The 12,378-nt window shown below is 67.4% G+C and carries 8 protein-coding genes and 1 pseudogene; 5 read left to right on the top strand and 4 right to left on the bottom strand.

The features are described 5' to 3' along the window. Positions 1-3: 3 nt before the first annotated feature. From V8J38_RS09990 to V8J38_RS09980, 3 genes are all read right to left on the bottom strand, one after another. Positions 4-3,384 carry a response regulator gene (locus tag V8J38_RS09990; RefSeq protein ID WP_338578619.1) on the bottom strand — a complete coding sequence of 1,127 codons (3,381 nt, stop codon included), beginning with the start codon at positions 3,382-3,384 and terminating at the stop codon, positions 4-6. A 253-nt stretch (positions 3,385-3,637) separates the two neighbouring features. Continuing rightward, positions 3,638-4,813, bottom strand: a complete 1,176-nt coding sequence (locus tag V8J38_RS09985) for a zinc-dependent alcohol dehydrogenase (RefSeq protein WP_269298492.1) — start codon at positions 4,811-4,813, stop codon at positions 3,638-3,640. A gap of 21 nt (positions 4,814-4,834) precedes the next feature. Next, positions 4,835-5,404 carry an SRPBCC family protein gene (locus V8J38_RS09980; protein WP_269298494.1) on the bottom strand — a complete coding sequence of 190 codons (570 nt, stop codon included), beginning with the start codon at positions 5,402-5,404 and terminating at the stop codon, positions 4,835-4,837. Between the two features lie 140 nt (positions 5,405-5,544). On the opposite strand from V8J38_RS09980, the gene V8J38_RS09975 reads away from it, so the two are divergent. The 5 genes and pseudogenes from V8J38_RS09975 (at position 5,545) to V8J38_RS09955 (ending at position 10,360) form a co-directional block, all read left to right on the top strand. Further along, positions 5,545-6,063 carry a ferritin-like domain-containing protein gene (locus V8J38_RS09975; RefSeq protein WP_338575449.1) on the top strand — a complete coding sequence of 173 codons (519 nt, stop codon included), beginning with the start codon at positions 5,545-5,547 and terminating at the stop codon, positions 6,061-6,063. Positions 6,064-6,086: 23 nt separating this feature from the next. Continuing rightward, on the top strand, positions 6,087-6,998 hold the full coding sequence (locus tag V8J38_RS09970) for a manganese catalase family protein (RefSeq protein WP_253107989.1): 912 nt from the start codon (positions 6,087-6,089) through the stop codon (positions 6,996-6,998). Between the two features lie 155 nt (positions 6,999-7,153). Next, positions 7,154-8,422, top strand: a complete 1,269-nt coding sequence (locus tag V8J38_RS09965; protein WP_338575447.1) for an NAD(P)/FAD-dependent oxidoreductase — start codon at positions 7,154-7,156, stop codon at positions 8,420-8,422. An 89-nt stretch (positions 8,423-8,511) separates the two neighbouring features. Next, positions 8,512-9,386, top strand: a pseudogene (locus V8J38_RS09960) (SDR family NAD(P)-dependent oxidoreductase); the annotation flags it as partial. After that, the gene (locus V8J38_RS09955) at positions 9,383-10,360 is read left to right on the top strand and encodes a DMT family transporter (protein WP_338575446.1); all 978 of its coding nucleotides are present in this window, start codon (positions 9,383-9,385) and stop codon (positions 10,358-10,360) included. The pseudogene V8J38_RS09960 and the gene V8J38_RS09955, both read left to right, overlap by 4 nt. On the opposite strand, the gene V8J38_RS09950 is transcribed toward V8J38_RS09955, so the two are convergent. Further along, complete coding sequence (locus tag V8J38_RS09950) at positions 10,314-12,374, bottom strand: glycoside hydrolase family 65 protein (protein WP_338575444.1); 2,061 nt, start codon at positions 12,372-12,374, stop codon at positions 10,314-10,316. The genes V8J38_RS09955 and V8J38_RS09950 overlap by 47 nt on opposite strands. Positions 12,375-12,378: the final 4 nt, after the last annotated feature.

Genomic DNA, 12,378 nt, shown 5'->3' with positions numbered 1-12,378 from the left:
GACTCAGCGGGGCATCCAGACGCGGACCAGGGACAGCAGCTTGTCCACGTCCAGCGGCTTGGCCATGTAGTCGTTCGCCCCGGCCGCCATGCAGCGCTCCTGGTCGTCCGGCATGGCCTTGGCGGTCAGCATCAGCACCGGCAGAGTCGTCCAGCGCGGATCCTTTCTCATTTCACGCGTCGCCGTCAGGCCGTCCATGACCGGCATCATCACGTCCATCAGCACAAGGTCGACAGCCTTCGAAGGATCGGTCGAGGCCTGCTCCAGCGCCTCGAGCGCTTCCTTGCCGTTGCGGGCGATCTCCACCAGGGCGCCGCGCGGTTCAAGGACATTGGTCAGGGAGTAGACGTTGCGGACGTCGTCCTCGACGATCAGAATCCGGCGCCCTTCCAGCACGGCGTCGCGATTGCGCGCCTTGCGGATCATCTTCTGCTGCTCGGGCGGAAGCTCGGACACCACCTGGTGGAGGAAGAGGGAGACCTCGTCGAGCAGCCGCTCCGGCGACTTGGCGCCCTTGATGATGATGGAGCTCGAATAGCGGCGCAGCTGCTGCTCGTGATCGGGCGACAGATCGCGCCCCGTATAGACGATCACGGGCGGGAAGCCATGGCCGCCCTCGCGGCTGAGGGTCTCCAGCAGGGAGAAGCCCGACGCGTCAGGCAGGGTGAGATCAAGCACCATGCAGTCGAAGGTCTGGGTTCTGAGTTGCTCCAGGCATTCGGCGGCGGTGCCCACGCCTACGGTTTCTACGTCGCCGGAGGCCAGCAGGCGGCTCACCGCGTCGCGCTGGACCAGATCGTCCTCCACGATGAGCACGCGACGTACGGTGCGGGTCAGCGTGTCCTCGAGAGTGCGCAGAACCTCGGCGAGATCCTCGCGCTTCACCGGCTTGACCAGATAGCCGATGGCGCCCAGCGACAGGGCGGTCTGGCTGTGATCCTCGGCCGAGACGACGTGGATGGGGATGTGGCGGGTGTCATCGTCGCGCTTCAGCACGTCGAGAACGGTCAGGCCCGACTGATCGGGCAGGCCCACGTCCAGCACGACCGCGCTGGGACGATGGCGCTTGGCCAGCTTGAGAGCCTCCTGGGCCGTGCCCGCCACGATGCACTGGAAGCCCAGCTCGCGGGACAGGTCGCGGACGATGGCGGCGAAGCGGTCGTCGTCCTCGACAACCAGCAGCAGGCGGCGCGTTCCGGCCAGATGATCGCGGTCGTCCTCGATGCTCGCAGACATTGATTGACGCCGCTCGGGAGGCGGTTCCGACGGGGGTGAAACATGCGGGGCAGGGGCAGGCGTCTCGCGCGGAGGGACCTGCGCAGCGTCATAGGCGCGCGGAAGGGTCAGAGTGAAGACGCTCCCTTCGCCCACTCGGCTTTCCAGGGTGATCCGCCCGCCGAGCAGGCGCGCCAGTTCGCGCGAGATCGACAGGCCCAGGCCCGTGCCGCCGTATCTGCGGCTGATGGTTCCGTCGGCCTGCTGGAAGGCCTCGAAAATCCCCGTCTGCTGCTCGGGGGATATGCCGATGCCGGTATCCGACACGGCGAAGGCGATCCTGTCCCCGGGCTGGGCCGATATGCCCAGTTTCACACCCCCGATTTCCGTAAACTTGAAGGCGTTCGACAGCAGGTTCTTGAGAATCTGCTCCAGCCGCTGGCGATCCGTCTCCATCAGATCGGCTCCAGCGTCCAGTTCGATCTCGAAGGCCAGACCGCGATCGTCCGCCACCGGCTGGAAGAGTTGCCGGACGTCCTCCGTCAACCGTTGCATCGACACCGCCTCGGGACGCGCCTGAATGTGGCCTGCCTCGATCTTGGACAGGTCGAGGATGTCGTTGATCAAGGCCAGGAGATCATTGCCGGACGACTGAATCGTGCGGGCGTAGTTGACCTGTTCCTCCGACAGCGTTCCCTCTGGGTTGTCGGCCAGAAGTTTGGACAGGATCAGCAGGGAGTTGAGCGGGGTCCGCAGCTCATGGGACATATTGGCCAGGAAGTCGGACTTATACTGGCTGGCCTGTTCGAGTTCGCGCGCCTTCAGCGTCAGCGCCGAGGCGCCGCGCTCCAGATCGTCGCGCTGGGTTTCCAGCAACTGGGCCTGCTCCTCCAGTTGGCTGTTGGTCTGCTCCAGCTCCGCCTGCTGCTGCTCCAGTCGCGTCTGGGATTCCTTCAGCGCCCGACCCTGTTCCTCCAACTCTTCGTTGGAGACGCGCAACTCCTCGCTCTGGACCTGGAGCTCCTCGGCCTGGCGCTGGGTTTCCTCCAGCATGTTCTGCAGCTGGGCGCGGTAGCGGGCCGAGCGCAAGGCTGTGCCGATGGCGGGCCCGGTTTCTTCAAGCAGGGCCATAAGCCGTTCGTCCGGCGTGTGCAGAAAGCCGAGTTCCAGAACCGCATTGACCGCGCCGTCCGCCCGGGCGGGGGCGATCACCAGGTGCCTCGGCTTGTCGCGGCCGAGGGCCGAACCGATCGTCAGATAGCCCTCAGGCACGTCGGACAGGGTCAGAATCTGACCGTCCGCCGCCACCTGCCCGAGCAGCCCCTCGCGCGGGCCGAAGCGTTCAGCGACGGGCGCGTCCGACGGGACGCCGAGCGCGGCGATGCGTCGATAAAGGCCGCCTTCGCCTTTGAACAGGGCGGCCGCCTGGACGCCGGCGTACCGTCCCAGATAGGCGAGAATGCTGTCTCCCAGCTGTTCCAGCGACTGATCGCCCATCATGGCGACGCCGAGGCCCACCTGGCCTTCATGCAGCCATTCCTGGCGCGCGCGCGCCCTGGCGCTGCGACGGACCAGCATGAAGACCGTGATCGTCAGGACAGCACCGAGCACGCCCGAAAGCACGCCGCTGATCAGCGCCGTGCGATAGGCGGCGTTCATTTCCGTCAGTCGCTGCTGACGCACGCTCTGCTCTTCCTGACGCATGAGGGCGACCTGGGCCCGGATCGCGTCCATCTCCTGCTTGCCCTGATCCGTGGCCATCCGCGCCAGCGCGGCCTGCATGCCCTCGGCGCGGCGCGCCTGTAGGGCCGCGTCCAGCTCGGCCAGTTTGGCGTCGAGGCGAGCGCGCAGCTGATTCAGGTGACCTTGTTGGACAGGGTTGTCGCGGGTGAGCTCCGCGATATCGCCCAGCCGTCGGTTGAGATCCCGGGTCGCCGTCTCGTAGGGCTGCAGATAGGAGACGTTGCCCGTCAGCAGATAGCCGCGCTGGCCCGTCTCGGCGTCCTGAGCGGCGGACAACAGTTCATCAACCGCGAGGATCACCTCGTGCGTATGGATGATCTGCTGGTTGTTGGCGCGCAGAACTTCGACATTCCTCCAGGCGACAAGCCCGGTGGCGAGGAAGAAGGAAAGAACCAGGGCCAACCCCAGAACCGCCCAGGCCTCCATCTTCGAGCCCGCAGACGGACGACGTGACGATTTCATCAAGTTGTGAACCCTGGACGAGGAGCGAGAGCGCCCTGCCTAAGGACGCGTGCAGACCTTGCAATAACCTATGCTGGATTCGCCGCACAGACTTGCTGATGAACGATGCGGCTGATCGCCCCGTGGCCCCGCTGCGGCTCTCACGAGAAAGGCGCGGCCAGCTCCAGAATCTGACGAAGCGGCGGAAAAGCCCGGCGTCGCAGCGCCTCCTGCAGCTTCATTCCGGATGAAGCACCACCTTCGTCCATTCGTTCTGGTTCTCTTTGAAGTTGCGGTAGGCCTCGGGGGCCTGCTCGAGCGGCAGGCGGTGGCTGATCAGATCAGTGGTGTCGATGCGGCCGTCCAGGATCATCTCGAGCAGGGCGGGGAGGTAGCGCTGCACATGTGTCTGGCCGGTTTTGAGGGTCAGGCCTTTCTGCATGAAGGCGCCGACCGGCACCTTGTCCGCGAAGCCGCCGTAGACGCCGGGCACCGACACCGTGCCGCCCTTGCGCACCGCCATGATGGTTTCGCGCAACACGTGGGCGCGGTCTGTCCCCATGCGGGTCGAGGTCTTTACGGCGTCGACGATGTTGTCGGGCGAGAAGCCGTGGCTTTCCATGCCCACGGCGTCGATGCAGCTGTCGGGCCCGAGGCCCGCCGTCATTTCCTGGAGCGCCTCGCGGACCCTGACCTCGTGGTAGTTGAGGACCTCGGCGCCGTTGGCCCTGGCCAGGGCCAGGCGGTTGGGATGGTGATCGATGGCGATGACGCGGCCCGCGCCCTGAAGGAAGGCGCATTTGATCGCGAACAGACCCACCGGCCCGCAGCCCCAGACGGCGACGGTGTCGCCGCGCTCGATCTGGCAGTTCTCGGCGGCCATCCAGCCCGTGGGGAAGATGTCGGACAGAAAGAGCACCTTCTCGTCCTCGACGCCGTCCGGGATCTTGATCGGCCCGTAGTCGGAATAGGGCACCCGCGCGTACTCGGCCTGTCCTCCGGCGTAGCCGCCGGTCAGGTGCGAATAGCCGAAGGCGCCGGTCATCACCTGGCCGAAGGCGATCTCCGATGCGTCGGCCTTATCCGCCGGATTGGAATTGTCGCAGGCGGCGGGAAGGGATTTCTGGCAGAAGAAACATTGGCCGCAGGCGATGACGAAGGGCACCACGACCCGGTCCCCCTTCTTCAGGCTGGTGTTTCCGCGCCCGACGTCCACGACTTCGCCCATGAATTCATGGCCGAGGATGTCGCCGTTCGACATTCCGGGGATGTAGCTGTCGTACAGATGCAGATCCGAGCCGCAGATGGCCGTGGCCGTAATCCTGATGATGGCGTCGCGAGGGTTGATGATCTCCGGGTCGGGAACCGTGTCCATCTGGACGTTATGCTTGCCGTGCCAGGTGAGGGCGCGCATGGGCGATCCTTTCTGCTGCGATCAGAGGCGGCGGGAGCCGCGCGGCGCTGCATCCGGCGCCCTTGAGGTCGAAATCTCGCCCGTCTCCATGAGCTGCTTGAAGCGCCGCAGTTCGCGCCGCGCCTGCAGGCGCGGCTCGCGCTGCATGACCTTGGCGATCGCCTTGCCCACGACCCCGCCGGGCGGATCGTAGCTGATGAAGAGCCGGACCTCCGTGCCGCGCCCGAAAGGATGGTCCCGGAACTCGATCCAACCCTCATGGTCGACGTCGGAGCCCTGGGTCGAGGTCCAGGCGATGCGACGGTCCGCCAGGTCCTCTGTGACCACGGAGGTCAGCGCGACGTCCTTTCCGCCCGGTCCTTCGACGACCCATCGGGAATGCGTCGCGTCCAGAACTTCGACAGACTTCACCGTCTCCGAGAAGACGGGCAGGTTCAAAAGATCGCGCCAATAGTTGTAGAGGGCCGATCGGGGCCGTCGGATCAGCATGGCGCGCAAGCTGTCGGCCGCGTGGCGCCCTTCGTGAAGGTCGCTGTCGCGGAAGGCCGAGGAATCCACATCGGCGTCAGTCGAAATCGGACGATCGGTCATGTCTGGCTCCGGTGCGTGAAGAGCCAATGGACCGACAGCGGGTTCGTTGCGGAGATCGATGAAGTGACGGGTATCCGACAGCCGGACCCCTCATCCGCTCCGCCGGTTTGCCAGAGACCCGCAAACCGAAGGAGATCGACATGATCAACAACGACGACGTCTGGCGCGACGTGTTCGTGACTGGCCTGAAGAACGCCCATGCCGTGGAGCATCAGGCCCTGGCCCTGATGGATCGGCAGATCGAACGCGCCAGAAATTTCATGGAGGTGGCGGAGAAGCTGAAGGCGCACCGGCTTGAAACCGAGCAGCAGATTTCACGGCTTGAGCAGATTCTCTCGGGCCTTGACGAGAGTCCGTCAGGTCTGAAGGACGCCGCGATGTCCATGAGCGGCAACATGGCAGCCCTGGGCCACACCTTCGCCGAGGACGAAATTCTCAAGAACGCCTTCGCCAACTTCGCCTTCGAGAACTATGAGGTCGCGGCCTACAAGGGACTGATCGTCCTGGCCGAGCACGGCGGCTACTCTGTCGCGTTGGATCCGCTGAACGCCTCGCTGGATGAAGAAGCGCGCATGGCGGCCTGGGTGGACCAGAGCCTGCCGGCCCTCACCGAGAAATTCCTGATGCTGAAGCGCGCGGGCGAGAACCCCAGCCGCTGATCGCTGTCGCAAGGAGACGCGAGATGTTCATGCACAACAAGAAGCTGATGTACACGGTGCGGGTTTCAGAACCCAATCCGGCCCTGGCGACCCTGATGCTGGAGCAGTTCGGCGGGCCACAGGGCGAATTGGCGGCGGCGATGCGCTACTTTACGCAGGGTCTGGCGGACGAGGACGTCGCCCGCCGCGACATGCTGATGGACATCGCGACCGAGGAGCTCAGCCACCTCGAGATCATCGGTTCGATCGTCGCCATGCTGAACCGCGGCGCCAAGGGGCGCCTGGCCGAGGCGGCGGAGGAGGAGGCCGACCTCTACGCCAGCATGACGTCGGGGGGCGAAAGCCACACTACGTCCATCCTCTATGGAGGCGGCGCGGCCCTGATCAATTCGGCGGGCGTGCCCTGGACGGCGGCCTATGTGGACTCGATCGGGGATCCGGCCTGCGACCTACGCTCCAACATCGCGGCGGAGTCGCGGGCCAAGATCGTCTATGAGCGACTGATCAACGTCACCGACGACCCGGGAATCAAGGACGCCCTGACCTTTCTGATGACGCGTGAGGTCGCCCACCAGAAGTCGTTCGAGAAGGCCCTCTACGCCATCCCCGCCAACTTCCCGCCGGGCAAGCTGCCGGGCCATCCGGACTTCGCGGACAAATACTACAACATGTCCCAGGGCGAGGGCGACGCATCCGGACCGTGGAACACGGGCGAGCAGTGGGACACCGTCGACGAGCGCGAAGCTCAAATGGCCGTCGACGGCGGGGACGGCCGCGCCGAGGTGGCGCTTTCGGCCGACGAAGAAAAGGCGGTGGAGACATTCGCCGCTCGCACGCGTTCCGATCCCGAATCCGATCCGTTGACCGGCGCGGACCTCGGGGCCGGCCCAGGCGCGGGGCGAACTCGGCCGGTCCCATCCGTTCCGCCGGGCTAGGGGGCGGTCGTTTCACATCAGGAAGGGGAGGCGGGGTTGCGGACGGACGATGCGAAACACCGTCGCATTCGCGGAGCGGCCGGCGCGTCAGGCGTCGGCCGTATCCATATCCGCATTGAGGCTCGGGTTCGGCCTTTGCCACGCGAGGAGAAAACATGCGCCACGAAATCATCATCGTCGGCGGAGGCGCGGGCGGCCTGGAGCTCGCCGCCCGGCTGGGGCGCGCGTTGGGCCGCAATGAAGGTCCGCGACGCGTGCTGCTGATCGACCGGACCATCTTTCACCTGTGGAAGCCCTCCCTGCACGAGGTCGCGGCCGGCTCGCTGGATTCGCATCAGGAAGGCCTTGCGTATCCGCTGCTGGCCCGGCGCAATCACTTCAGTTTCGCCTTCGGAGACCTGGAGGGACTGAACGCCGCTGAAAAGAGGCTGAGTCTGGCCGAAGTGCGGGCCGACGACGGCCGGGTTCTGATTCCGCCGCGAACGCTGGCCTATGACCGGTTGGTGCTGGCGACGGGCAGCGGCTCCAATCTGTTTAACACGCCGGGCGCCGCCGAGCACGCCCACCTGCTAGAGGACGTGGCGGACGCCGAAGCCTTCAACCGGCGCCTGACCGGCGCCTTCCTGGCGTCGGCCTATGCGCCCGGCCAAAGGCTGGACATCGCCATCGTTGGGGCGGGCGCCACCGGGGTCGAGCTTTCGACCGAGTTGATCGAAGGCCACCGAGCCCTTTCGGCCGGTTTGGGCGCGCATCAGAAGTTCGATCTGGGGGTGACGGTGGTCGAGGCGGGGCCGCGCATCCTCGGGGGTCTGCCCGAAACCGTGGCCGCCAAGGCGGCGCGGGAGCTGGAGCGCCGGGGCGTGACCCTCGCCGTGGACGCCAAGGTCGAGCAGGTTGCGGCGGATGGGCTGCAGACCAGCCGGGGCTGGATTCGATCGGATCTGACCGTATGGGCGGCGGGCGTCCTGGCGTCGCCCCGCAATCACAACTTCGGACTGGAGACCGGGCCCCTCAATCAGTTCTTGACGGACGATCGTCTGAGGACGTCAGCCCCGGACGTCTACGCCATGGGAGACTGCGCCCAGACTCCGCATGGCGCCGGCTTCGTCCCGGCACGCGCTCAGGCGGCGGCCCAGCAAGCCAAGTATCTGGCTCGCGCGCTGCTTAAGGGAGGCGATCCAGACCCATATGTCTATCGCGACCGCGGCTCCTTAGTGTCCCTGGGCCGCGAAGGCGGCGTGGGGGCGCTGATGGGCGGTCTGGTCGGGCCGAACTTCCTGATCGAGGGCTGGCTGGCGCGGCAGGCCTATATGAGCCTTCACCTTGACCACTATCGTGCGGTGATCGGCCTGCGGCGCACGGCGCTTCTGGCCCTGTCCCGCCTGCTGATGCGCCGCGTGTCCGGGCGGCTCAAGCTGCACTGAGGGAGCCCGGATGAAAGTCTGAATCCAGACGCTCCGGAACGGCGTCCGGGGACCGCGATTGCAGGGAGGCGGCAAGGGAGGCCGTCTCCATGAATGCTCACGATCCCGCGCCCGCCCCGCCTCCCGGCGCGCCGCCGCGATTCCAGGGTCGGGTCGCAGTGGTCACCGGCGGCGCGCGCGGCATAGGACGCGCCATCGCCCTGGCTCTGGCGCGCGAGGGCTGCGATCTCGTCATCGGCGATGTTCTGGAAGGCCTGCCCGACGGAACTCCCTATCCCAAGGCGACCCAGGCGGACCTGGACCAGACAGTCGCGGCGGCCGGCGCCAGCGGCGTGCGCTGCATCGGCCTGCGCATGGATGTGCGCGAGACAAGCGAAGGCGAGGCTCTGATCGAAGCGGCGCGAGCCTCTTTCGGACGGCTGGATTTCCTGATCGCGAACGCGGCCGTGACCCTGGAAGGACGGCTGACGGACCTGGCGCCCGACCAGTTCGACGCCGTGGTGCGGACCAATCTGCACGGCGTCTTCAACGTCATGGCTCCGGCCCTGCGCCTGATGACGGAAGCCGGGCGCGGCCGCGTCGTCGCCATCGACAGCGGCGCGGGCAAGCATGCTGAGGCGGAGGCGCCTACGTCGCCTCGAAATTCGGCCTGATCGGCCTGTGCAAGACGGCGGCGCTGGAGGTCGCCGAACACGGCGTGACAGTCAATGCGGTCCTGCCGGGGCCGACGGATACCCCCATGATGTCGAGCCCGCAGCGGTTTCGTCAGGCGGTTCCCGATAAGCCCGACCCGACCCGCGACGACTATCTGGAGGCCCGCAAGGACGCCACCCCCATGGGCCTGGCCTGGATCAAGCCCGAGGACGTGGCCGCCGTCGTCCTGTTCCTGCTCAGTGATGAGGCGCGTTTCGTCAGCGGCGAAACCATCAGCGTCGACGCCGCCGACTGCGCCAACTGGACATGAGCGGCCGTCCCGTCGCCGCCTGGCCTGGACCCGACGGCGAGGCCCCGCCGGTTCTCGTCGGCGTGACTCCGGCCGCCGCGTCGGGCCTGACCATACTGATGGTGGTCGGGGCCGTCGGGCTTTTCGCCCTGGCGGACGTTTTCGCCAAGCTGCTGACCCACGACACGCCGCCGGCCCAGGTCGTCTGGGTGCGCTATGTCGCCATGCTGGTCCTGGGACTGGTCGTCGCCGCAGATCGCGGCCGGGCGGCGTGGCGCGTACGGCGGCCGCTCTTGCAGGGACTGCGTGGTCTGGCGGTGCTGGCGTCCGGCGGACTGTTCATACTGGGGCTCGGCCATTTGCCGCTGCCGGAGGCGACGGCGGTCTCCTTCGTGACTCCGACCTTCGCCACGCTGATGGCCATTCTCCTCCTTCGCGAAGCCGTGGCGAGGCGGCGCTGGACGGCGCTGCTGGTCGGTCTGGTCGGGATTCTGATTCTGTTGCGGCCCGGCGGCGCGCTGTTCAGCCCGGCGGCGCTTTTCCCGCTCGGATCCGCCTTCTTCGGCGCGACCGCCATTATCCTGACGCGTCGCATCGGCGGCGACGACGCGCCGGCGACCCTGCTCTGTTCCGCTCTCGTCGGCTTTGTCCTGCTCAGCGCGACGGCGCCGCTGTGGTTTGCGCCGATGGCCCCGGTCGCCCTGGCGGCGGCTGCCGCCATGGGCTTGTGCTACGCCGTCGGCCAACTGCTGTTGATCGCCGCCTATGGGCGCGGCGAGGCGTCTCTGCTGGCGCCCTTCTCCTACGCCCAGGTGATCTTCGCCGCCTTGCTGGGCGGGCTCGTCTTCGGCTGGACGCCGGACGGACCGGCGGCCCTGGGCATGGGGTTGGTGGCAGCGAGCGGGGTCTACATCCTGCATCGCGAAGGGGTGCTGGCCCGGCTTCGCTTCAAAGGAATGTCAGTTCGGCGCGCTCGGCGCCGTGCCGCGCAGTAAGGCGTGCGGGGCGCCCGCGGACCCACAGCCGTTCGATCCTGATCTCCCTCCAGCCTTCCGGGAGAACGACCGGGCGCCGCGCCCAGGCTTCGGGCGGCCCGTCGTCGATCTGCAAGCCCGTCAGGCCATAGGTCAGGCCCATCAACAGCCCGCCCAGATTGGCGAAGAAAGGGCCGGCCGCCGTGCCTTCGGCCTGATCCAGCCGGTACTCGAGACATTGGTGGAAACGGGGCTGATCGTAGGCGGCGTAGCCTTCCTCGAACAGCTTGAGCGCCAGCTTCCGGTCGCCCGCCATCGTCGCCCAGACGCAGTAGAGGGCCGGCAGCATGGGCGCGCCCACATAATCAGGCCAGAGCTTCAGGTAGAAATCCAGCGTCCTGCGTCTCTGGGCGGCGGAGACGGGATAGTCATAGGGAAACAGACCCGCCAGCGGCGAAGGCGTCGCCCCCTTGGGTTCGCGGACGGTGAAGTCGTCGTGCGCGGCGATCACCCCGTCCGATCGGACGGGCAGATAGAGGTTCGCCGCCACCTCGCCCCATGCGGCCGGGACCGGCTCGCCCAGGCGCTCGGCGGCGCGCCCCGCGCGTCGAAGGATGTTCGCCCCGGCCATCAGGGTGAAGGCGTCGTTGTCGGGCGGTTGCGGCACCTCGGCCGGTCCCATGGCGCACGGCAGTTCAAACCCGCGGGGCGTCCGCTGAACCCGGCTGACGAACCAATCGGCCACCCCGCTCAAAACGGGCCAGGCGTCCTCTCTCAGGAAGCGCTCGTCCCCGGTCGCGTCGGCGTATAGCGAAAAGCCTCGCGCCACATGAAGGGAGACGTGATCCTCATGCTGGGCGGCGTCGCCGGCGCCCGGCGCGGCTTCCTGCCCGGTCGTCGGCGCGGCCTGCCAGGGGAACTGCAGGCCCTGGCGGCTGGACAGGCGAGCGTTGGTCCCCGCCGCCGCCCGGCCCCGCGTGCGGAAGGCCAGCAGCGCCTGCGCCGCGTCGGGCTGCATCAGCAGGAGAGGCGGCAGGCAGAAGGCGTCCACGTCCCACATCACATGGCCGTAATAGTAGTGATAGTCGTGCCAGGTCGCGAGGCCGAAGATGGAGGTCGACGACGGCGAGGCCGGGTGCGCCGAGGCGTTGAGATAGTAGAAGGCGGCGTCGATCAGCGCCTGATGGTCCGGGGCGGCGCCGTCCACGACGATGCGGCCGCGCCACAGATCCGACCACGCCTCGCGATTGCAGCGTCGCAGGTCATCGAAGCCCGTTCGCCCGGCCCGCGCAACGCGCCGCACGGCTTCCTCGTCAGGCCGTTCATGCTGGACCGACGGGATGAGGGCGGCGAGCTGGCGGAAACGTACGGGACGCCCCGCTGACAGACGCAACTGATGTTCGGTGCACAGCGGCCCTTGCGGATGCGCCATCACCTGACGTCGGGCGCCGTCCGGGCCTTCGGTCAGCAGGGCGACGCCGCAGCGACCCAGGCCCCCTTCGGTCTCCCACAACAGGCTGCCGTCGCACGCGGGCTCGGGCTCGCCGGGCGTGTCCGTGCGGCGCCGAAGCATCCGCCCGTGCACCCCGTCGATATCGACCAGGGCGCGGAAGGTCAGGTCGCAGGCCGCGTCGGCGGTCAGCCGGACTTTCTGGGCCACGATGGCGGGCGCGGCCCGGCTGGCGAAGGTCAGCACTTCGACCGAGAGCGTCCGTTCTGCGGCGGTGAAGCGGAACTGGGAGGACAGCTCCCCGGAGGCGAAATCATAGCTCTGGCGCAGGTCGCTGATCGCCCAGGGCTGGTCGCTCATCCAGACGCCGTTCAACGCCAGATCGCCCGCAAGGGGATAGGGCGCGGCGGCGGCGGCCTCGATCTGGCGTTCCGGATGTTCGCCCGCCAGGCCGCTGACCAGCACCATGCCGGCGATCAGGGGAACCTCCCGCACGCGAAGGCCGATCAGGCCGTTGCTGACATAGGCGGGGAGGTCGCCGTTGCGCGGACCTTCGGCCACGGGCGGGATGACGACGTCAGGCACGGCG

Origin of the sequence: Brevundimonas olei (assembly GCF_037055245.1) — a bacterium.
Classification (GTDB): Bacteria; Pseudomonadota; Alphaproteobacteria; order Caulobacterales; family Caulobacteraceae; genus Brevundimonas; species Brevundimonas olei.
This window is presented reverse-complemented; position numbering and strand designations above follow the sequence as displayed.

Excerpts from the sequence above, each read along its gene's own strand:
- V8J38_RS09990 (WP_338578619.1), bottom strand. The coding sequence starts at position 3,384 with ATGGAGGCCTGGGCGGTTCTGGGGTTGGCCCTGGTTCTTTCCTTCTTC.
- V8J38_RS09985 (WP_269298492.1), bottom strand. The coding sequence starts at position 4,813 with ATGCGCGCCCTCACCTGGCACGGCAAGCATAACGTCCAGATGGACACG.
- V8J38_RS09980 (WP_269298494.1), bottom strand. The coding sequence starts at position 5,404 with ATGACCGATCGTCCGATTTCGACTGACGCCGATGTGGATTCCTCGGCC.
- V8J38_RS09975 (WP_338575449.1), top strand. The coding sequence starts at position 5,545 with ATGATCAACAACGACGACGTCTGGCGCGACGTGTTCGTGACTGGCCTG.
- V8J38_RS09970 (WP_253107989.1), top strand. The coding sequence starts at position 6,087 with ATGTTCATGCACAACAAGAAGCTGATGTACACGGTGCGGGTTTCAGAA.
- V8J38_RS09965 (WP_338575447.1), top strand. The coding sequence starts at position 7,154 with ATGCGCCACGAAATCATCATCGTCGGCGGAGGCGCGGGCGGCCTGGAG.
- V8J38_RS09955 (WP_338575446.1), top strand. The coding sequence starts at position 9,383 with ATGAGCGGCCGTCCCGTCGCCGCCTGGCCTGGACCCGACGGCGAGGCC.